The sequence below is a fragment of the Brevundimonas sp. AC546 genome, assembly GCF_979258305.1.
The window spans coordinates 1,597,735-1,621,586 of record NZ_OZ409849.1; the positions used below are offsets into that span (position 1 = coordinate 1,597,735).

Consider the following 23,852-nt stretch of genomic DNA (forward strand, 5'->3'; position numbering starts at 1 on the left):
ACCTACAGGCCATGACCGTTCACGCCTCCCCGCCGCCCATCCTCGACGCCGCCGGCGTCGATACCGACGAAGCCCTGTCGATCCTGAAGACGGCCTTGGCCGGCGCCGACGACGGCGAGCTGTTTCTGGAGCGGTCCGAGAGCGAGAGCCTGGTGTTCGACGACGGCCGGCTGAAGTCCGCCGCCTATGACGCCACCGAGGGCTTCGGCCTGCGGGTCGTGGCGGGCGAGACCGCCGGATACGCCCACGCCAACGAGATTTCGGCCGCCGCCTTGCGACGCGCCGCCGACAGCGCCGCCCTGGCCAAACAGGGCCACGCCGCCCTGGTCGCCGACGGCCCACGCGCCACCAATCAGAAACTGTATGGCGAGGTCGATCCCCTCGCCTCGCCCGCCTTCTCGGACAAGATCGCGCTTCTGGCCGAGATCGACGCCTGGGCCCGCGCCCGCGATCCGCGCGTCGTCCAGGTCTCGGCCTCGCTGGTGGGCGAGCGCCGCGCCATCGAGATCCTGCGCGCCGATGAGCGGGCTGTGCGCGACGTCCGTCCCCTGGTGCGCCTGAACGTCTCGGTCACCGTCGAACAGCACGGCAAGCGCGAGAGCGCCTCGTCCGGCGCCGGCGGTCGGGCCGGGTTCGAGACCTGGGTCGCCCCCGACCGCTGGCAGGCCCAGGTGGACGAAGCCCTGCGCCAGGCCCTGGTCAATCTGGACGCCATCGACTGTCCGGCGGGCGAGATGGACGTGGTCCTGGGCGCCGGCTGGCCTGGCGTCCTGCTGCATGAAGCCATCGGCCACGGCTTCGAAGGCGACTTCCACAGGAAGGGCTCGTCCGTCTTCAACGGCATGATGGGCAAGCGGGTCGCCGCGCCGGGCGTGACCGTGGTGGACGACGGCTCCATCGCCGGGCGTCGCGGCTCCCTGTCCATCGACGACGAGGGCACCCCGACCTCGCGCACCGTCCTGATCGAGGATGGGATCATGGTCGGGCTGATGCATGATCGGCTGTCGGCGCGTCAGATGGGCGTCGCCGCCACCGGCAACGGCCGTCGCCAGTCCTTCGCCCACATGCCGATGCCGCGCATGACCAACACCTTCATGGAGGGCGGCAAGGACTCCAAGGCCGACATGATCGCCAATACCAAGCGCGGCCTCTACGCCGCCAACTTCTCGGGCGGCCAGGTGGACATCACCAACGGCAAGTTCGTGTTCCAGTGCAACGAGGCCTATCTGATCGAGGATGGGGTGATCACCGCCCCCGTCCGCGGCGCCACCTTGATCGGCGACGGAGCCACCGCCCTGACCAAGATTCAGATGGTCGGCGACGACTTCGCCTTCGATCCCGGCGTCGGCGTCTGCGGCAAGGCCGGACAGGGCGTGCCCGTGGGCATCGGCCAGCCCTCGCTGAAGATCGGTGGCCTGACCGTCGGCGGCACGGCGGTCTGAGCGAGCGGAACCGTATCGTAGCGCTAGGTGTTCCCCCGCCACCACTGGAGAGGAAACACCATGCCGACCGAACGCGAAGTCCAACATCCCGATGGTCGGGTTGAACGCATCACCGAAACCACCGCCGCCCCCACGACCGTCGTGGAGCGCCGCAGCGGCAGCGGCATGGGCGCCATCGTCGCCCTGATTATTGGCCTGCTGGCCGTTCTGGTGATCGGCTATTTCCTGATGAACATGAACCGCAACGACGCGATCGAGTCCAACGCCGTCGCCGGTGCGGCCGAGAGCGTCGGCAACGCCGCCGACAACATCGGCGACGCGGCCCGCGACGCCGTGCCGGAACGCGCGCCGGCTCCGGCCAACTAAGACCTCGTCAGGGGACGGATGGGCGCCAGTCGGGACCCAGCAGTTCCAGCCCATCCGCCTCCAGACGATCCAGGACGCCGCCCGGCTCGGCCAACAGCCGCAACGGCGCGATGGCGACCGTGACGCCAGTCTCGGCCAGCGCCTCGTCCACCGCCGTGTTCCAGATGCCCCGCAGCGTCTCTCCCTGTCCCATCACCGCCCAGTAGGAACAGGCGTTGGTCGCCTGATCCAACGACGATGCCAATACGGCGGGCACACGCCGCAGACGCCAGGCCTCGGCGCGCTGCGCGGCCTCTTCCGGATCGGCCTCGGCTGCCGTCACCGCCGCCGTGATGCAGTCCACATAGGCCTCAGGCGGCGTGGTCAGAATCTTGTCGACCATCTCGTCGCCGCGAAAGACACCCACCGGCTCGGCCGGGGTGCGGTTGGTCCGGGCGGCGCGACGCACCACCTCCGACACCGGCCGCGCCCGACGCGCATAGCCGCCGTGCTCCATCAGGTCCGCCGACAGCATCAACATGCTCTTGCGGCTGGGGCCCTCGCCTGTCGCCTGTTCCACCCGCGCCTCAAGCTCGGGGGACAGATAGTCCGCGCTGGTGCGGTCGCCCGGCAGGCGCGTCAGGGTCCGCATCCGCCACAGCAGACGCCCGACATCCGCCAGCGACGCCTGGCCCTGCACCGGGAACAACACCCGATCCGCGCGTTCGACCGCCGAGGTCAGGGCGTCGGTGCGCCACTCCATGTCGCGCGGCAGGCCGTCGATCGATCCGACCAGGATCAGCACGCTGTCGCCGCGCCGCACCTCCCACATCGGCCCTTCGATCCGGCGCGCCGTGACGACGATGTCCTCGACCGCGTCGGAGGGCGTATCATCAGGCGCCTCCTGAGCCGCCGCCGGGCCAGCGAGGACGGCCATCGCCAGCAGAGACAACAATAGAGAAGATGAGCGTTGGATCATTACATCGCTGTAAGATGCTTTACTGTCCTGGGCGTAATGAAATCTCTGTAATGATGTCGTCGATTTAATCCACCTTTCAGCCTTGTAACTGGAGATGAACGCGTCGGATCGGCACACCTCTCGTCAACAACCCGAGGGGAAACCGATGACCAAGACCCTGCTGCTGGCCAGCACCGCCCTGCTGATCTCCGCCGGCGCCGCCTTCGCGGGAGACGTCTCCACCGGGGATGGGCCGCAAGTCGCGGAAGCCCCGGTCCCGACCGGCCCCACAAGCGAAGCGCCGCTGGCCGACGCCAGCCAGCGCGGCGTGCTGGTCTTCACCCCTGACTTCTTCGCCGCCCAACGCCCCAACACCGCGCTGGACATGGTCAACCGGGTGCCCGGCTTCTCCATCGACGACGGCTCCGGCGCTCGCGGTTTCGAGGGCGCGGTCGGCAACGTTCTGATCAACAACAACCGCCCGGCATCCAAGAACGATGTTGGATCCAATGTCCTGGGCCGCACACTGGCCAGCCAGGTCGAGCGCATCGAACTGATCCGCGGCGGCGCGTCCGGCATCGATATGCAAGGCTATTCCGTTGTCGTGAACGTGGTCCTGAAATCCATCAGCAGCCGCCAGTCGATCCTGACCTGGAACGCCATGCTCTTCGAAGGCGGCCATGACATCTATGGCGGCTCCTATCAGTTCACGGCGCAGAATGGCGACCGCAGCTGGGGTGTCATCCTGTCGGACGGCATCGGGTCCAGCGATTCCAACGGCGTCGGTCGTTCGATCCGCACCAATGCGGCAGGCGAGGTCATCCGTGACGAGCGGTATGAGAACGACGGCTGGGGCGGCAGCAACTCGATCCGCGGCAACTATTCCGGACCCCTGTTCGGCGGCAAGGTCGAGAGCACGGCTCGCTATGGCATCAGCGACTATCAGGACTGGGCCGAGCTGACGTCGGACAACTCATTCCGCCGCAGCGACTATGCCGAGGACGAGAAGTTCGGCGAGGTGGGCGTCACCTGGACACGGCCGATCAATCCCCGCTGGCAGTTCGAGACGCGTTTCATTCATGAGTTCAGCAGCTTCGACAATGTCTCCAACAGCAACGAGACACTGAACGGCGCAGTCGACCCGGAACAGCAGTTCAAGTCCAACGGCGATTCGTCGGAAACCATCCTGCGCGCCCTGGTCCGCAACGAGCGCTCGCCGGCCCTGACCTTCGAGGCCGGGGGCGAGGTGGCCTACAACATGCTGGACGTGCAGCAGGGCTTCACCATCGGCGGGACCGTGATCGATCTGCCCAGCGCCTCGGTCAAGGTCGAGGAGACGCGCGGCGAGGCCTTCGGCAAGGCGACCTGGCGCGTAAACCCCAAGCTGACGCTGGAAGGCGGCGTGCGCCTGGAGGCCTCGACCATCAAACAATCCGGCGATGCGAACCAGGAAAAGAGCTTCTTCTTCGCCAAGCCCCGCCTGCTGGCCACCTGGACGCCGATGGCGAACAACCAACTGCGGTTCCGCTTCGAGCGCGAGCTGGGCCAGCTCGACTTCGGCGACTTCGCCGCATCGGCTGATCTGGACGAGAACAATGTGTTCGGCGGCAACGTCGATCTGGAGCCGGAGCAGCGCTGGATTTCCGAACTGTCCTATGAACGCCGCTTCTGGGGCGAAGGCATCGTCGCCATCAGCTATCGCCACGATGAAATCATCGACGTCATCGACCGCCTGCCGCTGCCGGAAGGCCTGTCGGCGGTGGGCAATATCGGCGACGGCACGCTGGACCAACTGTCGCTGAACGTCACCGTTCCGCTGGACAAGTTCGGCATCTCGGGCGGGCGCTTCACCTTCAAGAACGACTGGAACAAGACCAGCGTCACCGACCCCACCACGGGCGAGGAACGGCCGATCTCGGGCGTGCGCGCCAGCCAGGCCAACATCGGGTTCCAGCAAGACATCACGAGTTGGAAGACCCAGTGGGGTATCAACTGGCTTCCCCGCTTGGGTCAGCCCACCTATGGTCCCGATCAGGTCAGCATCTGGCGCGGCTCGGGCTATGTCGAGAGCTTCGTCGAGTACAAGCCCACCCCCACCCTGGCCATCCGCGCCCAGTTGAACCTGTGGGACGACTTCACCATCCGCCGCACGGTCTATGCCTCGCGCGACCCCCGCACCGTCGCCTTCGTCGAGGACCGCGACATCGACCCGCGCACCTTCCTGTCGCTGCGCGTCCGCAAGACGTTCTGAGGGGAGACGGCGCCCAGCAAAAAGCCCCGGCGGATCGCTCCGCCGGGGCTTTTCTTCGTCAGGCGGTCGGGATCAGTGAACCCCGGCCATGCCCTTCTTGAGCAGCGGCGAGATCAGCAGCAGGAAGACGCCGACGCCGACACCTGTCCAGCCGATGGTGCCGAAGATCGACCCATAGGTTTCCAGCGCCAGGGCCGGGCTGGTCACGACGCCCGCGACCGTATCGGTCGCCGTCGCCTTGGCGATCAGGCCGGCGACGATATGCGCCACCGAGCTGGACAGGAACCAGACGCCCATCATCAGACCGACCACGCGCGCCACCGACAACTTAGTGATCATCGACAGGCCCACCGGCGACAGGCACAGCTCGCCGACCGTGTGGAAGAAGTAGGTCAGGAACAGGAACAGCAACGGGACGCGGAAGGCCTCATTGGCCTGGTTTCCCGCCGCCCAGGTCAGGACCAGGAAGCCGATGCCCACGAAGACCAGACCGAACGAGAACTTCACCGGCGTGGACGGCTCCAGCTTGCGCTTGGCCAGCCAGAGCCACAGGGCGGCCATGATGGGGCCGCCGATGACGATGATGCCGGGGTTGAACATCTGCGTATAGCCGGCGTTGAACCACGACGGCATCTGGGTCGACTGGTCCGCGAACAGGGTCAGCGACGAGCCGGCCTGTTCGAACAGGGCCCAGAACAGCACCGAGAAGAAGATCAGCACCTGGGCGACCAGCATGCGGCTGCGCTCGGCGCCCTTCAGGCGGAAGACGGTGAAACCGACGACGGAGGCGAAGATCACGCCGGCGATCCAGGGCAGGCCCGTCTCGATGATCTCGTGGCGCTGCATCAGGAGCCAGGTCGGGATGACGGCGATGATGCCGGCGATCCAGAAGAAGGGCACCAGCGGCACGCCCAGGATCGAACGCCCCTGGATCGGAACCGGCGGTCCGCCGCGACCTTCCAGCCACGACTGGCCCAGCACGAAGGTCAGCAAACCCGCCAACATGCCGATGCCCGCCAGGCCGAAGCCGTAGGCCCAGCCGTAGTTGAAGCCCAGATAGGAACAGGCGGCCGTGGCCAGGAACGAGCCCAGGTTGATGCCGACATAGAAGATGGTGAAACCCCCGTCGCGACGCGGATCGTTCTGCTCATAAAGTGAGCCGACGACGGTCGAGATATTGGCTTTCAGGAAGCCCACGCCGACGATGATCAGGGCCAGGGCCAGGAACAGGACGGGCTCGCCCAGCTTCTGGTCGCGCTCGGTCTCCAGCGTATAGGCGCCGGTCGCGGTGAAGGCGGGGAAGCCAGCGGCGGCGGCGGCCTGCGGGGCGGCCTGGGTCGCGGGATCCAGCGCGCCGGTCGGCGGCGTGCCCAGGCCCGTCCCGACGGCGGCGGCCGCCGCGTCTGCGGCGTTGGCGGCCGAGGGCTCAGCGCCAACGGTCGAGACGCCTTCGGGCGTGATGGCGATATGGACCCGCTCGTCGCCGTTGACGGCAAACATCTTGCGGTTCTGGTCGCGGCCTTCGACCTGAATCTGATAGGTCGTCTCGCCGATGGTCAGGCTTTCACGTCCGCCCGTGCCTTCGAAGGCCATGGTGAAGTGGCCCAAGACCAACAGGACGGCGCCGATGATGACCGCCTTGCGCGATCCCAGATAGCGGTCAGCGATCATGCCGCCGATGACCGGCATCAAATACACCAGCGCGGCATAGGCGGCGTAGATGCCTTGAGCTTCGGCCGGGCCGAACAGGAAGTGCTGCGTCAGGTACAACACCAGCAGCGCGCGCATGCCGTAGTAGGAGAACCGCTCCCACATCTCGGTGAAGAACAGGATCACCAGCCCCCGCGGGTGCCCCAGGAAAGTCTTGCGAGGCTCGAGCGCCCCCCCATCCGTCGCTGTCAACGGCTCACTCCCAACTGCCGCGCCGCTTATCGGGCGCGCGAAAGGCGCATACCCAGCACAGCGGGCGAATCCGAACAAGTGTTAAGGCCATTGTGGGACAGCGTGCCGCGAAGACCTGTCGCCAGATGCAACCTTAGGTGATATAAGTTGGCCCCCATTCTGCAATCCTCGGGCCTAGGAGAGACCTCCGGTTTCATAATGGGAAGGAGCGCCCGATGTCCGTGCGACCCATCGTCGGATCCGACCATGAGGCCCTGAACCGGCTTCACCGCGACGTGGGCTGGCCCGAACGGTCGCCGGCCGGCTGGCGCTGGTTGGAGGCCAATCCGGCGCGCCAGGACATCGCGGCTCCGACAGGCTGGGTGGTCGCCGATGACCAGGACGAGGCCGTGGCCATGCTGGGCAACTTCGTGCAGCGGTTTCGGCACGGGTCGCGCAGTCTCTATGGAGCGACCGGCTTTTCGATCATCGTGCCGCCCAGCCAGAAGGGCGCCAGCCGTCCGTTGATCCGTACCTTCCTGAAACAGCCGGGCCTGTTCGCCCGCTACACCTTCAACGCCAACGCCCGGTCCGCGCCGCTTTACGGTCTGTTCGGAATGTCGCCCTGGCCGACCGACACGCATGCGCTGAAACTGTCATGGGTGACGGACAGACTGGCCTGCGCCAAGGGCCGGGCACTGCGCGCGCTCCTCGGGCGAACCTCGGCCTCGACCGCTGCGCGGCTGGGCGACCAGTTGATGAACGGGCGCGTATTTCGCCAGAACACCCTGTCTCTGCCGCCTCACGTGGAGGTGTTGCGCGACCTGTCGGACGGCTCGCCCTACGCCGACTTCTGGCGGCGGTTATCGTCGGAGGATCGGTTGCTGGCGGATCGCGGTCCCGACACCCTGCGCTGGCGCATGGCGGACCCCGACCTGACGCTGAAGCCGCTGCTGCTGGCCTGTGTGCGCGATGACCGGATCGTCGCGACCGCCATGGCGCAAATGACCAAGACCAGCCTGATCGAACCGCCCTGCCTGGACATCATCGACTTGGTCGCGCTGGAGACGGCGCAGGATGCGATCGAACTGCTGACGCAGGCCCTGATCGACAACGCGCGCGCCATGGGCGCCGCCAAGGTGCGGTTGCAGATGGTGACGCCGCAGATGCTGGCGGCCCTGGGCGAACTGACGCGAACGGCCCGACGCGAAGGCGGCTGGGGCCATTGCCATGCGATCATCGACGATCCGGCGCTGGCCTCGGCCTGGGCGCCGACCCCGTTCGACGGCGACTACGGCATCTGTTCGCGCAGTCCCCCGACGCCAGCGCGTCGCAGCCGGCCGTCCGCGGCGCGCGCGACCTCACGCGGCCGCGTCTCCAAGGCCTGATCAGACCTTGGGGCGGGCCTTCAGTTCGTCGCGGATTTCGATCAGCAGGGATTCCGTCGCCGTCGGCGCGGCAGGCGCCGGATCCGGCTGGGCCGCCTGCTGACGACGCAGGGCATTGATCCCCTTGACCACCATGAACACGACCCAGGCCACGATCAGGAACTGGATAACAGTGTTCAGGAAGGCGCCATACTGGATCGATACCTTCTCGATGGCCTCCGTCGCGGGATTTTCGGCGCGCAGCACCCACTCCAGCTTGGAGAAATCGATCCCGCCGGTCACAAGGCCGATCGGCGGCATCACCACCTGATCGACCAGGCTTTTGACGATGCCGTTGAACGCTGCGCCGATGATCACGCCGACCGCCAGATCGACGACATTGCCCTTGACCGCGAACTCACGAAACTCAGACAGCAGGCTCATGGGATTTTCCTTGGATGATCGTCAGAAGACGAAACGCAGGCTCACGCGTCGCCGGAAGCGTTCAGCCGCTCGCGCAGTTCCTTGCCGCTCTTGAAGAAGGGCACGGCCTTGGCCGGCACTTCGACGGCCTCGCCGGTGCGGGGGTTACGTCCGGCCCGCGCCGGTCGCGAGCGAACCGACAGGGCGCCGAAACCACGCAGCTCGACCCGCCCGCCCTCGGACAGGGCCGTGGTCATGGTGCCCAGGATGACGTTGACCAGCCGCTCTACCTCCGCGTGGGTCAGGTGGGTGTTTTCCGTCGCAAGCTTTTCGATCAGTTCGGACTTGATCATCGGCGCCCCCGAGAGCTCGGACTGACGGGCCGCTTAGCCCGGCGTCATCCAGAGCAGACACCCTAACCTTCGACTGCCTCTCGAAAAAGCCCTTATCCGCCAACGATGCGCGCCATTCGCAAGAAATGTGTCCGCTAGCGAACACAAGGGTGTGCCAGACAGAGAAAAGGGCGACGGGATCGCTCCCGCCGCCCTTCATTCTTTTTCCCGCTAACGCAGAGCGCGCGGCGCTCCACTGCTTAAGCGGGGACTTGTTCCGCCACCGCAGAGCGCGCGGCGCCTCGCGGCTTGAGCGAGGCGCCTGACGCTCTTCGGATGAGCGTTTAGTCCTTGGTGCCGGCGTTCTTCAGCGCAGCGCCCAGGATGTCGCCCAGCGAAGCGCCCGAATCGGACGATCCGAACTGTTCGATGGCCTCGGCCTCGTCCTTCATTTCCAGCGCCTTGATCGACACCGAGACGCGGCGCGAGGCCTTGTCGACGGCGGTGATCATGGCGTCGATGCGATCGCCGACGGCGAAGCGCTCCGGACGTTGCTCGTTACGGTCGCGCGACAGGTCCGACTTGCGGACGAAGGCCGTCACCGGCGCGTCGTCTTCACCGAACTTGACCTCGATGCCGCCCGACTCGATCGACGAGACGGTGACGGTGATCTGCTGGCCACGGCGATAGGTGTCGCCCTCGCCGATCGGATCGCCGCCGAGCTGCTTGATGCCCAGCGAAACGCGTTCCTTCTCGACGTCGACGTCCAGGACCTTGGCCTTGACCATCTCGCCCTTGCGATAGCGCTGGATGGCTTCTTCACCCGACACCGACCAGTCGAGGTCGGACAGGTGCACCATGCCGTCAATGTCGTTGTCCAGGCCGATGAACAGGCCGAACTCGGTGGCGTTCTTGACTTCGCCCTCGACGGTCGAGCCGATCGGGTTGTTGGCGACGAACGCATCCCACGGATTGTCCTGAGCCTGCTTCAGGCCCAGCGAGATGCGGCGCTTGGAGGCGTCGACATCCAGAACCACGACGTCGACTTCCTGCGAGGTCGAGACGATCTTGCCGGGGTGGACGTTCTTCTTGGTCCAGGACATTTCCGAGACGTGCACCAGACCCTCGACACCGGCTTCCAGCTCCACGAAGGCGCCGTAGTCGGTGATGTTGGTGATGCGGCCCGTGTATTTGGCGCCGACCGGATACTTGGCTTCCACGCCGTCCCAGGGGTCCGACTGCAGTTGCTTCATGCCCAGCGAGATACGCTGGGTGTCCGGGTTGATCTTGACGATCTGGACCTTGACGGTGTCGCCGACGGCGAGAACCTGCGACGGGTGCGAGACGCGCTTCCACGACATGTCGGTGACGTGCAACAGGCCGTCGATGCCGCCCAGGTCGACGAAGGCGCCGTAGTCGGTGATGTTCTTGACGACGCCTTCGCGGACTTCACCCTCGGCCAGCTGACCGACCAGTTCCGTGCGCTGTTCGGCGCGGGCTTCTTCCAGGATGGCGCGACGCGAGACGACGATGTTGCCGCGCGGACGGTCCATCTTCAGGATGGCGAAGGGCTGTTCCTTGCCCATCAGCGGACCGACGTCGCGAACCGGGCGGATGTCGACTTGCGAACCGGGCAGGAAGGCCGAGGCGCCGCCCAGGTCGACGGTGAAGCCGCCCTTGACGCGACCGACGATGGCGCCGTTGACCGGCTGGCCTTCGGCGAACACGACTTCCAGACGGGTCCAGGCTTCTTCGCGACGGGCCTTGTCGCGGCTGATGACGGCTTCGCCCAGGGCGTTCTCGACGCGCTCCAGGTAAACCTCGACGTTGTCGCCGACCTTGGGCAGTGCGCCCTCGTCGCCTTGACCGAACTCGCGCATTGCGATGCGGCCTTCGGTCTTCAGACCGACGTCGATGATGACGATGTCTTTTTCGATGCCGACGACGCGGCCGTGGACGACTTGGCCTTCGCCGAAGTCGCGACCCTGAAGTTGTTCGTCGAGCAGCGCCGAGAAGTCGTCGCGCGTGGGATTGAGAGTATCAGACATGAAGCTCTGGTGTTTCCGGTAGGGCTGTGGCGCGCGACTGCAGGGCGGTCCCGCGCGAGGTGAAACCCCTCACGCAGCTAAGGGCCGCGCGCGAGGCGATGGGAAAAGATGGAATCAGGTCGTCGGGATGCGAGGCCGTTCAGAACGATCAAAACGCCCGCGGAAGCCGAGGGTGGGAGCGTTGGATTTGCGATGAACGGTCTCAGAGACCGTGTTTCGCGCGCGCCGCCTCGACGATACGGCGGGCCGCATCGAAGGCGGCCTCTATACCCATGTCGGTCGTATCCAGCAAGACCGCGTCGTCGGCCTGGACCATGGGGGCCGCGCCCCGCCCGGCGTCGCGTTCGTCCCGGCGCTGGATATCGGCCAGCATCGCCTCGAAGGCGATGTCCGATCCGCGCGCCGTCAGCTGCTTCCAGCGGCGGGTCGCACGGACCTCAGGCGTCGCGGTGATGAACAGTTTGGCCTTGGCGTCCGGCGCGATCACCGTGCCGATGTCGCGCCCGTCCAGCACAGCCCCGCCCGCCTGGGCCGCAAAGGCCTGTTGCAGTTCCAGCAGGGCCGCGCGAACGCCGGGATGGCCCGCCACGCGGCTGGCCGCCTCGCCCGCCTCGCCTGTGGTCAGACGCTCGTCTTCCGACAGGGCCGACGCATCCAGCCCCCTCGCCGCGTCGGTCGCCGCCGTCTCGTCGTCCAGCGAGCCGCCGGCCTCCAGCACCTTCACCCCCACGGCCCGATACAGCAGCCCCGTATCCAGATGCGGCAGTCCATAGGTCTGGGCCAGGCGCGCGGCGATGGTCCCCTTGCCAGAGGCGGCCGGTCCATCGACGGCGATGATCAGGGTCAAGCGAAGGTTCCGGACGCGTGCATTCAAGTCTAGTCAGGCCTTAGCGGTCGACGCACGCCCTTGTCCAACGCCCCGTTGGCTTTGCTGCGTCGCCGGATCAACCAGTCGCTCTCTTCGTCGGACCGCCGCGCCCAGGCGAGGCCGATACCGAAGACAGGCGCCATCAGCATCATGAAAGCGCGCTGGAACACTTCCCACCAGAAGGCGACCGGACTGTCGGCCAACGAGATGATCCGCTCCACGCCTCTCAGCTTTGGGGTTTCGCCCTCCAGAGCAGGGACAAGTCCCTCCAGACCAATGAAGGCGCAAAGGCCGCCGACAGCGACAGCGGGCACATAGAGGCCGATGTATCGTTTTAGGTTAGCGACGAGCGACATGGCCAAGATCTCGCAAGAGCTACGCCATTCGTGGGGCGACCGTCAGGCCTCAGGGCGTCGGCTTGACGCAACCGCCCCGGCCCGCTCACGTCCAGTCCCTCCAACGAACCAGAACAACGACCGCGAACGCCGCCAGGCCCAGCCACACCAGACAGGCGACACCGTTCAGCGCCACCGTCGAATAGAAGAAGAAATCGCCCTCCGCCCTCATGTGGACGGCGCCGTGCTTGCCCCTGACGCTGCCGGTCAGCATCCCCTGCCAGACGGTCCAGGCCGTCCAGCCAGCCCCGCCCAGACAGGTCAGAAGCCCGAGGACCGCGACGCCGCGATAGGGGACGTCGCGCGCCGGCTTCACGCAATATGCCCGCCCAACCCGTTCATCATTTCGACGAAGCCAGGGAAGCTGGTGGCGATCATGCCGGGCTCGTCGACCGAGACCGGCTGTTCGGCGGCAAGGCCCAGGACCAAGTGGCTCATGGCGATGCGGTGGTCGTGGGCGGTGTGGACGGTCGCGCCGCCGCGAACCCCTCCACCCGTGACGATGAAGCCCTCCGGCTCCTCCTCGACCTGAACGCCGCAGGCGCGCAGGCCCTCGACCATCAGCGAGATCCGATCGCTTTCCTTGACCCGCATCTCACCCACGCCGCGCATGACCGTGACGCCGTCGGCGAATGCCGCCGTCGCCGCCAGGATCGGATATTCGTCGATCATCGAGGCGGCGCGCGCCTCGGGCACCACCACGCCCTTCAGCGCGGAATGGCGGGCGGTGATGTCGCCGACATCCTCGCCGCCGGCCTCGCGCCGGTTGGTGATGGTCAAGTCCGCGCCCATCTCGACCCAGGTGTCGAACAGGCCGGTGCGCAGACTGTTCAGCATCACCCCCTCGACCGTGACCTCCGACCCCGGCACGATCAGCCCCGCCGCCAGGGGGAAGGCCGCCGAGGACGGATCGCCCGGCACAGCGACGAAGGTTCCGGTCAGCGGCTGCCCGCCCTTCAGCGTCACCTTCCAGCCCTCGCCCATCTCCTCCACGCCGACCTCGGCGCCAAAGGCGCGCAGCATCCGTTCGGTGTGGTCGCGGCTCTTTTCCGGCTCGACCACAGAGGTCACGCCCTCGGCGTTCAGCCCGGCCAGCAGGATGGCCGACTTGACCTGGGCAGAGGCCACCGTCTGCACATAGTCGATGGCCTTCAACGTCCCGCCCGTCAGCGTCACCGGCAGCCGATCCTCGGCCGACAGCCAGCCGAACCGCGCGCCCATCTCGGCCAACGGCCCGGTCACGCGTTTCATCGGCCGCTTCCTCAGCGAGCCGTCGCCATCGAAGGTCGCCGTCAGCGGATAGCCCGCCGCCGCCCCCATCAGCAGGCGAACCCCGGTCCCCGCGTTGCCGCAGTCGATTACCGACGAAGGCGTTTTGAAGCCGCCCGCGCCCTCGATCCGCCATTTGCCGTCGCCCGTCCGCTCGACCTTGGCGCCGAACGCCTCGACCGCGCGGCCGGTGGCCAGAACGTCGTCGCCTTCCAGCAGACCCTCGACCTCGGTCACGCCCGACGCCATTCCACCCAGGATCATCGACCGGTGCGACATGGATTTATCGCCGGGCGCGCGAACCTTTCCGGCCAGGGCGGACGAACGGCTCGCGGTCAGTTGGGCGGTCAGTTGGGAAGGCATATGCACCCGCTTCAGGCTGTATTGTCGAAACGGCCGCGCGGGCGGCGCGAAAGATGGCTTTTGACAGCGGGTCAAAGGGGTGGCAAGGGACCGCCCCGAATTCAACCCGTTGAAAGTGTCCTCACGTGGCCAATCCAGAACTGGGCGCCAAGCAGGTCTGCCCCAACTGCCAGGCGAAATTCTACGACCTGAACCGTAGACCCGCCCACTGCCCCAAATGCGCGACGGAATTCGATCCGGAAGAAGCGCTGAAGCTGCGCAGCCGCCGCGCTCGCCCCGGTTATCCGGCCGACGACGAGGCTGAAGACCAGGTCAAGGACAAGAAGGTCGACGGCGACGAGGACGAGGAAGAAGACGTCAAGACGCCCGAGATCGACGAGGAAGGCCATGAGCCGATCCTGACGCCGGACGACGAAGACGAAGACACGCCCGCCGATGCTTCGGAAGAAGCGGGCATGGGCTCGACCGACGGCGACGACGATCTGGCCGACGACGATGACGACTCCGTGCCGTTCATCGAAGACGACGACGATGACTCGATCGACGACGAAATCGCCAAGCCGTCGCGCGACGACGACTAAATTCTTCGCCTACCGCGCTTCGCGCTACTTGAGGCCGGCTTTCCTGCCTCTGATGCGCTTCTCGCGATTTGGCTCAGATTCTTGTTGCACCCGCCGCATTTCCCGTTAGGGAAGCGCGGCGGGACAGCAGCCTTTTCGAGCCTCTTCGGTTTGAAAAATCTGCGTATTTTCACCGTCGGGAACGCGGTGAAAATAAATCTCGAAACGGGCTTGATCACAGAAAAGCCCTGACATAGTTTCCGCCGCCTCGCCGGGGGCCATCGCAAGATGAACCGGGCGATCCAGACCGACAGGTCCGGGGCTTTAGCTCAGTTGGTAGAGCGCTTGCATGGCATGCAAGAGGTCAGCGGTTCGACTCCGCTAAGCTCCACCATCGTCACCTCCGAGCACCGCAAGGTGTTCGGAGGGACGGCCACCTTCCCTCACATCCTCGATGCACCGCAGCGGCCGTTCGGCGCGCGATGAAGCCCCTCGTGGTTCGTCCAATGACGGACGCGGCAGGCGGCTCGATCCGAACCTCCCGCCGCGACAGTCGCTGATCAGTTCTCGACTTCGGTCGATCCCTGCCGGAACTCTTCGGCGGGCACGAAGGCGGAGCCTTCTTCGTCCAGCACCCACACGCCGATCAGGGCGGGATGGTCCGGGGTGACGTCCTCGTCCAGCAGGTCGCCTTCATAGATGCCGACATTGCTGTAATCGAAATCCAGCAGCAGCTGAGCGGCCATGTCGATCATCTCGTCGGCCATGCGGCGCGCATAGCCGACGGCCTCGCTGGCGTCGGAAAAGTCGTCCGTCAGCGTATTGACCTCTGCGGCGTCGCTGCCTTGGACGGCGCTGGTGGTGACGATGGTGAATGCGGACATGATGATCTTTCTTAAAGTCTAAGTCGCTCACCTAGCCTGTTTGGCGGCGCGACAGGCCTAAATTCTTAGTAGTCGAAGAGGTCGAAAGCGAACGGGAAAGCCCCGATCAATCGGCGCCGCCCCGGTCGTTCCGCTTCGTCGCGCGATAGACCTTCTGAAGCCCGCCCAGCCGGCGCCGTTCGGCGGCCTTGGCGACCCGTTCCGCCTTGTCCCCGGCCTCCGACAGTTCCAGCGTCAGCTTCTGGAAATGCGCCCACCGCGAGGCCTCCAGCGCCCCGTCCGCCAGGGCCGCCTGCACGGCGCATCCCGGCTCGTTCGCATGGCTACAGTTGGTGAAGCGGCACGCCTGCATCAGGCGTTCGATATCGTCGAACACCGCGCCCACCCCCTCTTCGGCATCGATCAGGCCCACTTCGCGAATCCCCGGCGTATCGATGATCAGACCGCCGCCGGGCAACGGGATCAGTTGGCGATGGCTGGTGGTGTGACGCCCCTGGTCGTCGGACGCGCGGATCGCCTGGGTCGCCATCCGATCCTCGTTCAGGAAGGCGTTGACCAGGGTGGATTTGCCCACGCCGGACGAGCCGATCAGCACGCAGGTCTCGCCCGGCTTCACCTGAAGGCGCAACGCCTCCAGGCCGACGCCTTCGCGGGCCGAAACCATCAGGACGGGACACCCCGTCTCCAGCGCGGCGACCTGAGCGGCCTCGGCTTGCGGTTCGGTGCTGAGATCCGATTTCGTCAGCACGAGCACAGGCCGCGCCCCGCTCTCCCACGCGGCGGCCAAAAACCGCTGAATCCGGCGCGGGTTGAGATCCGCATTCATTGAGGTGACGACGAAGGCCACGTCGATATTGGCGGCCAGTATCTGCATCCGCCGCACGCTGTCCGCCGCCCGGCGAACGAAGGCCGTGCGGCGCGGCAGAATGGCGTGGATGGTGGCGGTTCGGCCCTTGGGGTCTATCGACAGCGCGACCCAGTCGCCGACGGCGGGATGCCCGACCTCCTTCGCCTCGTGACGCAATCGACCGGACGCCTTGGCCCGCAGTTCGCCCTCGTCCGTGGCGACCACATAGCCGTCCCTGTGCTGGAGGACGACACGCCCTGGCGTGTGACCGGCCCCAGCATGAGGCGCAAAAGCGATCGCCCAGGCGTCGGACCATCCATACTGTGCGATCAAACTAATGGCATCCTGTCACCCGCGAGTCCTCAGCCGGCATGTGCTGAATGACGTCGCACAGCCTTGCCAGTCAGGGACGCCGCGAACAAGCGCCGCTGTCTCCAACCGTAACGGGAACGGAATCCCGCCCGGCTGCGCTGATCCCTCGATATCCATTCAACCAGGAGAGACAGCGATGAGCGAGATCAAGGAAGGCATGGAAGTCATCGGGGCCGACGGCGTCCACGTCGGCGTCGTGGACCGGGTCGAGAGCGACCGGATCAAGCTGACCCGCCGCGAAAACACCGGCCCCCACGCAGACCACCACCACTATATCGAAAACGGCTTCGTCGCGGGCGTCGAGGGCGACAAGGTGCGCCTGTCGGCCAACGCCGACGTCGCCGTCACCCTTGAGGAAGAAGAGTCTGGCCGCCCGGTCGATTTCTGATCAAGACGGCGGCGGCGCTTTAGAACAGTGTCGCCGCCAGATTGACCGTCAGCGCCAGGATGACGGCGTTGAAGAACCACGCGATCAGGCAGTGAAGCGTGGCCAGGCCGCGCAGCTTGCGGCTGGAAATCTGCACGTCCGCCGTCTGGTTGGCGACGCCGATGATCAGCGCGAAATGCAGGAAGTCCCAATAGTCCGCATCCTCCTCGCCCGGAAAGATCAGCCCCCCGCGATCACCCTTCCCGCGTTCGCGCGGGGCGTAGAAGCCATGGGCGTAGTGCAGGGCGAAGATGACGTGCACATACAGCCATGACAGCCCCACGGTGAAGACCGAGAACGCCGCCTGGCCCAGGGTCGGCTTACCGTCGCTAGCCATCATGGCCAGGACCAGCACCACGACGCTGGCCACGGCCGCCGCCATGCTGAGCGGCAAAACCAAAATGCCCGCCTGATCGAGTTCGGCGGCGCGACGCCGGATATCGACCTGCGAACGCGCCCGAAAAATACGCGCGAAGGTGACGACCAGAAACGCCGCGACGCCCGCGTCCCAACCCGCAGCGAGCCGAAGCGGCCATCCCTCGCTCGTCGGCGTCAAGGCCGCCACGACCGCCAGCACCGCCAGTCCGAGCCAGAGCGAGAAATGTAAACGGAACAGGCGCGCGACAAACCCCATACCTCCGAGATCGCCCATTCCACGGCCCAGGTCCAGCAAACGTCGTTCCGATGGGCGGAAACTGGTCTTGTTGAGGCTTTCGAACGTCCACGGGCGGTCCATCTGCATGGGTAAGTCAGCGATCCGGACAACCCTCGCCGGTCGAGGACGGACCAAGATCGAGCGTCACGCGTTGATCCCCATCGGCCGGCGCGCTTTCTACGCCGATGCTGCTCGCGCGGAGGACGCCCTGACCGACACGAACGCGCCTTCGCCGCAACGCATCCGCGTCATCGATCTGGAAACCGCCGGCAATGGGCCCCAGGACGTGTGCGAGATCGGCTGGCAAGACGTGGCGGCGAACGAATCCGGTCTCTGGCGCGTGGACGAGACGCGCGGCGCGGTCTTCGTCGATCCGGGCCGACCCATTTCACCCGACACGATGGCCATTCATCACATTCTGGATGCCTGGGTCCAGGGCGCCGGCTACTGGCGGACCGTCGCCCCGCCCATCCTTCGCCCTGAGCCCGGCGTGATCGCCCTGGCCGCCCACCGCGCCGCCTTCGAACAGCGGTACTGCACCCCCAGCCTGACGGGCGGCGCGGACTGGATCTGCACCTGGAAATGCGCACTGCGGCTCTGGCCCGACCTGCCCCGGTTTTCCAACCAGATGCTGCGCTACCTGCGCCGTCCTGAAGGCTTGGTTCACGAGTTGGGCCTTCCGGCCCACCGCGCCCTGCCCGACGCCTATGTCACCGCGCATCACCTGCGCGACATGCTGAACCAGACGTCGGTCCAGCAACTGCTGGCGTGGAGCCGAGAACCCGGCCTTCTGCCCCGCGTCCCCACCGGCCCCGCCCGCGGCAAGGCCTGGAGCACGCTCGACATCGACACGCTCGAAGCCTTCAGATCAGGCCGAGACATCGACATCGACATCGCCTTCACCGCCACAACCGAACTGCGCCGACGTGGCGTGCTGGCGGACAAGATCGTGACGCCGCCTGACCAGGGCCGACTGCTTTAGCGACCAGACATAAGCCGTCGCTCGGCGCTGGCCGCTGCAAGCCTGAAGGAAAGCACATGGTGGACGCGACAGGGATTGAACCTGTGACCCCCTCGATGTCAACGAACTGCGCTCTGATAGAAAACCAGACGACGATTGAGCTGGGGCCTCACTTCGTTTGCGACTGATGTATCTGGATGATGCCGTTTTCATGTGTTTCTGGTTAGTTTCTGGTCAGTGCCGTCAGCAGGCATCCTGGGCGCGGCGTCATATCAGACTGCCAGAATCTCCACAGCGACGCGCTCCGGCGACTACTTTCATCCAGCGCCTTGGCGGCACGATTGGCGCTACGCCCTTGTTCGCATAAAGGTGACGAGAATATCTGCCCGTTCCTACCAGGGCACCAGCTTAAGTGAGTGGCGCATAGGCGCAAACACACCTGCCCGCGCTCGGCCACCAGGTCGCCGATGCGCCAAAACCGGTCATCTCGGCTGCGCCAACAATGCGACACTGGGCGATGGGATTTGGAGGTTCTTGCAAGCAGACGACTAGCCGCATTCGACAGCCCGCCCCGTAGCTAGAAAAGTTCGGAACGGGCTGTCGTCGCTCGACCGTCGTCTGGAGCACAATGGTCCACACTACGGCAAGGCTATTGGAGAACCGGGCCTACGCTTCGGTTCGACCTATTCGGTTCCGATCGGCAAGGACTCCTGTCGCGCTACCCCGTCCTCGCCCTTGGTCAAACGGAAGGCGTCCAGTTCACGCCCCGTGGCGGTGAAGGCGCGATAGACCACCGCATCTCTCGACACGTCCAGGGTCTGGAAGGTCTGGGTCCGCTCGGCCGTGCGGTCGGCCCAGCTCAGTTCGGCCATCGGATACATCTTGGGACCGGCGACCGAGACCACATAGGTCGAGCCGTGATCCGAGACATGGCCCGGTCCCTTGTTGTCCATCGCGCCTGCGCCGATGGCCCCGCGCGCATAGCCGTGGTCGTGCGCCTGCAGCACCAGGTCGACGCCGTATTTGTCGATCAGCGGCTTTAGGGCGTCGCGGACCCGCGAGTTGTCGCGATCGGGGTCAATCGAGAACAGCGGGAAATGCAGGAACATCACCGTCCAGCGATTGGGATTGTCGGCCAGCAGGCCGTCCAGCCAGCGCACCATCTCGCCGCGCATCGCCTCGTCGCCGTGGAATAGGGGCGCGTCGATCGAGATCAGGCGCATCCCCTGATAGTCGACGGTCCAGGCCGTCTCCTTCAGCTTCTCTACGCCCGCCGGTCCGGTCTCCGGCAGGGTGAACTGGCGCCGCCACTGCGGGTTCAGCACCGGGCCGCGTCCGTATTCGTGATTGCCCGGCGTCGGCATCTGCGGCGTCTGCCCATACAGGAAACCGCCCGAGGCGAACCATTCGCCCCATTCGTTGTCGCTGTCGTGCCGGTTGATCAGGTCGCCGGCATGGATGACGAAGGCGGCGTCTCCGGCCTTGCGGAAGCCCATTCTCAGCGTGCGCGAAGCCTCGCTGAGGATATTGTTCTGCATGTCCCCCATATAGAGGAAGGTGAAGGGCTGGGCCGTGTCCGCCGCCGTGCGGAACTGCAGCCACTCCGACCAGTCCTGCCCCGACCCGACCCGATAGACATAGGTTGTCGCCGGCTTCAGCCCGGTCATCACCGCCGAATGATAGGCAGCGCGGAACTCGGTCGCCTCGCGCACGGTCAGGACGGCGTCGTCGGTCACGGCGTCCAGGCGCGTCGCCGTGGCGATGAAGTCCGGTCCGTCCAGCGCCTCGGCGAACTGCACCTGACCAGCCATCCCCGGCGCGGTGCGCCAGGTGACGGCCATCTGGTGCGCCGGATCGGCGGTCAGGTTCAGGATGATCCGTTCCGGCTGAACCGTCGCCGGCGGAATGGGCCGATCCGACGCCTGGACCGGCGCCGGTTCGGGACGTTGTTCAGCCTGAGCGAGAACCAGGTTTCCGCCCAGGGCCGCGAACGCGGCCCCGAGCATCAGCGTCTTCACAGCCTTAGAAGACATAGTTCAGGCCCAGCGAGATCGACCGGCCGTTCTTGATATAGGCGCGGCTGGAACTGGTGCCGGACCCGGCCGTGTACCAATAGGTGTGGTTGTCGAACAGGTTCTGCACCTGCAGCGAGGCGGTGGCCCCGCCCCACAGCTTGCGCCGCACGTTCAGGTCGACGAACTCATAGTCCTGCTCATACGGGTTGTTGCCGAAGTCTTGAATCCCCTCCAGGAATTCCGACTGGTAGCTGTAGGCCACATAGGATTCCCAGCCCGAATATTCCCAGAACAGCTGGACGTTGGCGATGGCTTCCGGCGTCTCCATCAGCGGCAGGGTATAGCCGGCGGGGTGCCAGGAAATCCCCGTCTCGGCCTCCGACTTCTGCAGCGTCAGGTTCACGCTGGCGCCCAGGCCCGACAGGGCGCCCGGCAGCCAGTGGAAGACCTGTTGGGCGCTCATCTCGACGCCATAGACCTTGGCCCATTTGCCGTTGTTCGGCATCGAGATGGTCACGCCGTCCGGGCTTTCGTTCACGCCCGAGGTGCCGTCGCGGATGTTGCTGGACGAGGAGCGGAACAGGAAGTTGCGGATGTCCTTGTAATAGACCCCGATCGAATAGGCGCCGGTATTGCCGTTGTAGCGTTCGATCGACAGGTCGTAGTTGACCGCCCGCATCGGCTTCAGGTCGGGGTTGCCCTGTTCGATGGCGATCAGCACCCATTCCGAGGTCGGGTTCTCGACGCCGTCGCCGTCGGGATCGGCGTCGTAGCCGTACTCACGCGACGACGACATCCGGGCGATGTCGGGACGGGCGAAACTGGTCCAGATCGCGGCCCGCACCTTGGTGCTGCGATCCAGCGCATAGTTCAGATGGATCGACGGCAGGACGTTGACAAAGTCGCTCTTGTCGTTGGCGTAGCCTTCGCCCTGAACCGGATCCAGCGCATAGGCGGCGATGTCGTTGCGGGTGCTCTCGACCCGCACGCCGCCGATGACCTGGGCGTTTCCGAACCGGGCCGTGCCCATCAGATAGGCGGCCAGGATGTCTTCCTTGAAGGTGAAGCTGTCCTCGCCGCTCAGCAGCGCCTGCGACGGGTCGGTGGCGAAGCCTTCGAAGAAGGTGCTGTCGCCCGCCATGGCGCGCTGCAGCTCGGCCAGCATGGCCTGGTTGTCGATGGTCACGCCCAGCCGGTATAGGCCGGTGTACTGGCCGTCGAAAAGGTCGGTGACTTCCTTGCCGTAGAAGGACGAGAAGTCGGCCAGGGTGCCGTCGGCGTCCAGGTCCAGGAACTCGCCATTATAGGTCGAGCGTTTGGACGAATAGAATTTCGCCCCCGCCTTGACCGATTCCAGCCACGGCGAAGCGGGCTTCCACTCGACGTTGAACTGGCCCTGCCACAGGTCTTCCTTGGCGCCTCCGATCTCGCCGGACAGGCCGGCGTAGTCGTATTCCGCCGGGTCCTGCACCGCCGCCATGCCGGCGTCGTTCAGCACCCATTTGGGGAAGCGGCTGTCGCCGAAGTTGGTGACATTGACGCCCTCGTTGCCCAGCCAGCCGTATTTGTCGCTGCGGAACTCCATCTCGTAGCTGTCGTCGGTATTGTCCTCGGACTGGGCGTAGGACAGGTCGTAGTCGGTCTTGAAGTCGCCGAACCGGCTGACGCCGCCCAGGTTCAGCGACAGGACCGTGCCGGTCTCGCGCGAGCCTTCCCAGAAGCGACGCAGGCGGAAGCCCTGCGGATCCCAGGTCCCCGAGGCGCCGTTCAGCGTATAGTAGGACCGGGCCGAACGGTCGGCGTCGGTGATGACGCCGTCACCATCGCGGTCGACGATCTGGGCCGTCGTATAGGAATAGATATTGCCCTTGGCGCCCGAGCCGACGATGGCGGCGTCGGGGCTGACCAAGCCGGTCTGACTGGTGTCGACCTGGGTCAGGCGGGTCGAGTTCTGGCTCGTGTCGTTCCGGAAATTCAGGCGGTTGCCGAACTCGTCTTGGGTGTACTCGTTGTAGTTTCCGCGAAAGTGAAAGTCGTGATCGGCGCCGCGATAGTCCAGGCTGGCGTTCAGCCCCTTGCGCTCCACCTCGGTCTCGCCGAAGCCCAGATCCATGCCGCGCAGGACGAAGCTTTCGGTGTCCCAGCCCAGGCTTTCGCTGTTGTCGTACCAGACCGGCGGCTGGTTATCGCCGTCCACGCCGTTCTGTTCGAACTGCGACTTGCGGCGCGACCAGCTGGCGGTGACGAAGACGCCCCAGTTGTCGTTGAACTGGCGCCCGAACGAGGCCGACAACTCGCCTGACTTGCGGTCGTCGAACTTGTCCAGCATCCCGGCCGAGGCCGACAGGACGGCATAGGTCGGATCGTGGTCGAAGGCGGTCGGGGTCTTGATGTCGATCGAACCGCCCAGGGCGTCGCCGTCGCGATCCGGCGTCAGGCTCTTGATGACCGTGATGGAGTCGATGCCTTCGGGCGGCAGGAAGCTGAGGCGGACGCCGCGATAGAAGCTGTCGCCGGGCGAGCCCGTGCCGCCTATGCGGACGCCGTTCATCGTATAGTTGTTCAGCTCGGTCGACAGGCCGCGAATGGTGATCCGGTCGCCCTCGCCGGTCGTGTGGTTGCGTACGGCGTTGACGCCCGGCAGGCGCGACAGGGATTCCGCGACGTTATTGGTCGGTAGATTGCCCATATCGTCGGCGCTGATCACGTCCGAGATGAAGTCGGCGTCGCGCTTGGCGTCCAGCGAACGGCGCAGGCCGGCGGCGTAGCCGACGACGACGACGTCATCGACGACCACCGCGTCCGGACTTGCGGTCGAGAGATCCGCCGACTGGCGCACTAAAGTCAGAACGCCTCGAATATCGCGGACTTCGACGCCGGATTCGGCGATCATGCGGCGCAACGCCTCGCGCGGCGTCATCGAACCTGAAACCGGCCGAGAGTTCAGCCCGCGGGTGACACTGGGATCGTGCACGATCTGCAGCCCAGTCTGCCGCGACAGGGCGCGGACTGCCTGATCCAGATCCTGTGCCGGCATATTGATGGCGACGCGCGCCTCAGCCGCCGACGTGGCCTGCCAAGCCTGGGCCGGCGCTGCTGCAGACGCGAGAACGGCCACCGCCGCTGCGGCGAGCAGCCCGGTTTTGCGATACAACATTGAAACATTCCCCCGAGGCCGAAAATGACCGT

Annotated in this window: 21 protein-coding genes and 1 tRNA gene; 8 read left to right on the plus strand and 14 right to left on the minus strand. The window is 65.8% G+C overall.

Going from position 1 to position 23,852, the window contains the following annotated elements; genetic code table 11:
* Nucleotides 1-11 precede the first annotated feature (11 nt).
* Nucleotides 12-1,442 carry a metalloprotease TldD gene (tldD, locus tag ACZZZD_RS07950; protein WP_463434095.1) on the plus strand — a complete coding sequence of 477 codons (1,431 nt, stop codon included), beginning with the start codon at nucleotides 12-14 and terminating at the stop codon, nucleotides 1,440-1,442.
* Between the two features lie 60 nt (nucleotides 1,443-1,502).
* Nucleotides 1,503-1,808, plus strand: coding sequence for a hypothetical protein (locus ACZZZD_RS07955; RefSeq protein ID WP_463434096.1), 306 nt, complete (start codon nucleotides 1,503-1,505; stop codon nucleotides 1,806-1,808).
* 7 nt (nucleotides 1,809-1,815) lie between these two features.
* Here the strand turns inward: ACZZZD_RS07955 and ACZZZD_RS07960 are convergent, their stop codons facing one another.
* Nucleotides 1,816-2,766 carry a TraB/GumN family protein gene (locus ACZZZD_RS07960; protein ID WP_463434097.1) on the minus strand — a complete coding sequence of 317 codons (951 nt, stop codon included), beginning with the start codon at nucleotides 2,764-2,766 and terminating at the stop codon, nucleotides 1,816-1,818.
* 145 nt (nucleotides 2,767-2,911) lie between these two features.
* Here ACZZZD_RS07960 and ACZZZD_RS07965 point away from each other — a divergent pair, with 145 nt between their 5' ends.
* Nucleotides 2,912-4,996 (plus strand): TonB-dependent receptor plug domain-containing protein, encoded by a 2,085-nt coding sequence (locus tag ACZZZD_RS07965; protein WP_463434099.1) that lies wholly within the window; start codon nucleotides 2,912-2,914, stop codon nucleotides 4,994-4,996.
* A 72-nt stretch (nucleotides 4,997-5,068) separates the two neighbouring features.
* On the opposite strand, the gene ACZZZD_RS07970 is transcribed toward ACZZZD_RS07965, so the two are convergent.
* Nucleotides 5,069-6,832 (minus strand): peptide MFS transporter, encoded by a 1,764-nt coding sequence (locus tag ACZZZD_RS07970; protein WP_463434100.1) that lies wholly within the window; start codon nucleotides 6,830-6,832, stop codon nucleotides 5,069-5,071.
* Nucleotides 6,833-7,113: 281 nt separating this feature from the next.
* Between ACZZZD_RS07970 and ACZZZD_RS07975 the strand changes: the two genes are divergently transcribed.
* Nucleotides 7,114-8,265 carry an N-acetyltransferase gene (locus ACZZZD_RS07975; RefSeq protein ID WP_463434101.1) on the plus strand — a complete coding sequence of 384 codons (1,152 nt, stop codon included), beginning with the start codon at nucleotides 7,114-7,116 and terminating at the stop codon, nucleotides 8,263-8,265.
* Here the strand turns inward: ACZZZD_RS07975 and mscL are convergent, their stop codons facing one another.
* From mscL to aroA, 7 genes are all read right to left on the minus strand, one after another.
* Nucleotides 8,266-8,688, minus strand: a complete 423-nt coding sequence (mscL, locus tag ACZZZD_RS07980) for a large-conductance mechanosensitive channel protein MscL (RefSeq protein WP_463434103.1) — start codon at nucleotides 8,686-8,688, stop codon at nucleotides 8,266-8,268.
* 41 nt (nucleotides 8,689-8,729) lie between these two features.
* Entirely contained in the window at nucleotides 8,730-9,020 is a 291-nt protein-coding gene (locus ACZZZD_RS07985; protein WP_463434104.1) for an integration host factor subunit beta, read from the minus strand.
* Nucleotides 9,021-9,343: 323 nt separating this feature from the next.
* Entirely contained in the window at nucleotides 9,344-11,047 is a 1,704-nt protein-coding gene (gene rpsA, locus ACZZZD_RS07990; RefSeq protein ID WP_463434105.1) for a 30S ribosomal protein S1, read from the minus strand.
* Between the two features lie 202 nt (nucleotides 11,048-11,249).
* Nucleotides 11,250-11,894 carry a (d)CMP kinase gene (gene cmk, locus ACZZZD_RS07995; RefSeq protein WP_463434107.1) on the minus strand — a complete coding sequence of 215 codons (645 nt, stop codon included), beginning with the start codon at nucleotides 11,892-11,894 and terminating at the stop codon, nucleotides 11,250-11,252.
* A gap of 29 nt (nucleotides 11,895-11,923) precedes the next feature.
* The gene (locus ACZZZD_RS08000) at nucleotides 11,924-12,271 is read right to left on the minus strand and encodes a hypothetical protein (RefSeq protein WP_463434108.1); all 348 of its coding nucleotides are present in this window, start codon (nucleotides 12,269-12,271) and stop codon (nucleotides 11,924-11,926) included.
* 85 nt (nucleotides 12,272-12,356) lie between these two features.
* Nucleotides 12,357-12,626: a hypothetical protein gene (locus tag ACZZZD_RS08005; RefSeq protein ID WP_463434109.1), complete on the minus strand. Its 270-nt coding sequence runs from the start codon at nucleotides 12,624-12,626 to the stop codon at nucleotides 12,357-12,359.
* Entirely contained in the window at nucleotides 12,623-13,942 is a 1,320-nt protein-coding gene (gene aroA / locus ACZZZD_RS08010; RefSeq protein WP_463434110.1) for a 3-phosphoshikimate 1-carboxyvinyltransferase, read from the minus strand. The genes ACZZZD_RS08005 and aroA overlap by 4 nt, the downstream gene beginning before the upstream one ends.
* Before the next feature lie 125 nt (nucleotides 13,943-14,067).
* Between aroA and ACZZZD_RS08015 the strand changes: the two genes are divergently transcribed.
* Nucleotides 14,068-14,523, plus strand: coding sequence for a TIGR02300 family protein (locus tag ACZZZD_RS08015; protein WP_463434112.1), 456 nt, complete (start codon nucleotides 14,068-14,070; stop codon nucleotides 14,521-14,523).
* Between the two features lie 297 nt (nucleotides 14,524-14,820).
* Nucleotides 14,821-14,896, plus strand: a tRNA-Ala gene (locus ACZZZD_RS08020).
* 166 nt (nucleotides 14,897-15,062) lie between these two features.
* Here ACZZZD_RS08020 and ACZZZD_RS08025 read toward each other — a convergent pair.
* Together ACZZZD_RS08025 and rsgA are read right to left on the minus strand one after the other, a co-directional pair.
* A complete protein-coding gene (locus tag ACZZZD_RS08025) occupies nucleotides 15,063-15,386 on the minus strand; it encodes a hypothetical protein (RefSeq protein WP_463434114.1) in 324 nt (107 codons plus the stop codon).
* 106 nt (nucleotides 15,387-15,492) lie between these two features.
* A complete protein-coding gene (gene rsgA, locus ACZZZD_RS08030; protein WP_463434116.1) occupies nucleotides 15,493-16,566 on the minus strand; it encodes a ribosome small subunit-dependent GTPase A in 1,074 nt (357 codons plus the stop codon).
* Between the two features lie 175 nt (nucleotides 16,567-16,741).
* Between rsgA and ACZZZD_RS08035 the strand changes: the two genes are divergently transcribed.
* Nucleotides 16,742-16,993, plus strand: coding sequence for a DUF2171 domain-containing protein (locus ACZZZD_RS08035; protein ID WP_463434118.1), 252 nt, complete (start codon nucleotides 16,742-16,744; stop codon nucleotides 16,991-16,993).
* 19 nt (nucleotides 16,994-17,012) lie between these two features.
* Here the strand turns inward: ACZZZD_RS08035 and ACZZZD_RS08040 are convergent, their stop codons facing one another.
* Complete coding sequence (locus tag ACZZZD_RS08040; protein WP_463434120.1) at nucleotides 17,013-17,774, minus strand: DUF1345 domain-containing protein; 762 nt, start codon at nucleotides 17,772-17,774, stop codon at nucleotides 17,013-17,015.
* A gap of 64 nt (nucleotides 17,775-17,838) precedes the next feature.
* On the opposite strand from ACZZZD_RS08040, the gene ACZZZD_RS08045 reads away from it, so the two are divergent.
* Entirely contained in the window at nucleotides 17,839-18,669 is an 831-nt protein-coding gene (locus ACZZZD_RS08045; RefSeq protein WP_463434122.1) for a DNA polymerase III subunit epsilon, read from the plus strand.
* Between the two features lie 662 nt (nucleotides 18,670-19,331).
* Here ACZZZD_RS08045 and ACZZZD_RS08050 read toward each other — a convergent pair.
* Nucleotides 19,332-20,654, minus strand: coding sequence for a purple acid phosphatase family protein (locus tag ACZZZD_RS08050; protein WP_463434124.1), 1,323 nt, complete (start codon nucleotides 20,652-20,654; stop codon nucleotides 19,332-19,334).
* Nucleotides 20,655-20,670: 16 nt separating this feature from the next.
* Nucleotides 20,671-23,820, minus strand: coding sequence for a TonB-dependent receptor (locus ACZZZD_RS08055; RefSeq protein WP_463434126.1), 3,150 nt, complete (start codon nucleotides 23,818-23,820; stop codon nucleotides 20,671-20,673).
* Nucleotides 23,821-23,852 lie beyond the last annotated feature (32 nt).

Excerpts from the sequence above, each read along its gene's own strand:
- tldD (WP_463434095.1), top strand. The coding sequence starts at position 12 with ATGACCGTTCACGCCTCCCCGCCGCCCATCCTCGACGCCGCCGGCGTC.
- ACZZZD_RS07955 (WP_463434096.1), top strand. The coding sequence starts at position 1,503 with ATGCCGACCGAACGCGAAGTCCAACATCCCGATGGTCGGGTTGAACGC.
- ACZZZD_RS07960 (WP_463434097.1), bottom strand. The coding sequence starts at position 2,766 with ATGATCCAACGCTCATCTTCTCTATTGTTGTCTCTGCTGGCGATGGCC.
- ACZZZD_RS07965 (WP_463434099.1), top strand. The coding sequence starts at position 2,912 with ATGACCAAGACCCTGCTGCTGGCCAGCACCGCCCTGCTGATCTCCGCC.
- ACZZZD_RS07975 (WP_463434101.1), top strand. The coding sequence starts at position 7,114 with ATGTCCGTGCGACCCATCGTCGGATCCGACCATGAGGCCCTGAACCGG.
- mscL (WP_463434103.1), bottom strand. The coding sequence starts at position 8,688 with ATGAGCCTGCTGTCTGAGTTTCGTGAGTTCGCGGTCAAGGGCAATGTC.
- ACZZZD_RS07985 (WP_463434104.1), bottom strand. The coding sequence starts at position 9,020 with ATGATCAAGTCCGAACTGATCGAAAAGCTTGCGACGGAAAACACCCAC.
- rpsA (WP_463434105.1), bottom strand. The coding sequence starts at position 11,047 with ATGTCTGATACTCTCAATCCCACGCGCGACGACTTCTCGGCGCTGCTC.
- ACZZZD_RS08000 (WP_463434108.1), bottom strand. The coding sequence starts at position 12,271 with ATGTCGCTCGTCGCTAACCTAAAACGATACATCGGCCTCTATGTGCCC.
- aroA (WP_463434110.1), bottom strand. The coding sequence starts at position 13,942 with ATGCCTTCCCAACTGACCGCCCAACTGACCGCGAGCCGTTCGTCCGCC.
- ACZZZD_RS08025 (WP_463434114.1), bottom strand. The coding sequence starts at position 15,386 with ATGTCCGCATTCACCATCGTCACCACCAGCGCCGTCCAAGGCAGCGAC.
- ACZZZD_RS08035 (WP_463434118.1), top strand. The coding sequence starts at position 16,742 with ATGAGCGAGATCAAGGAAGGCATGGAAGTCATCGGGGCCGACGGCGTC.
- ACZZZD_RS08040 (WP_463434120.1), bottom strand. The coding sequence starts at position 17,774 with ATGCAGATGGACCGCCCGTGGACGTTCGAAAGCCTCAACAAGACCAGT.
- ACZZZD_RS08050 (WP_463434124.1), bottom strand. The coding sequence starts at position 20,654 with ATGCTCGGGGCCGCGTTCGCGGCCCTGGGCGGAAACCTGGTTCTCGCT.
- ACZZZD_RS08055 (WP_463434126.1), bottom strand. The coding sequence starts at position 23,820 with ATGTTGTATCGCAAAACCGGGCTGCTCGCCGCAGCGGCGGTGGCCGTT.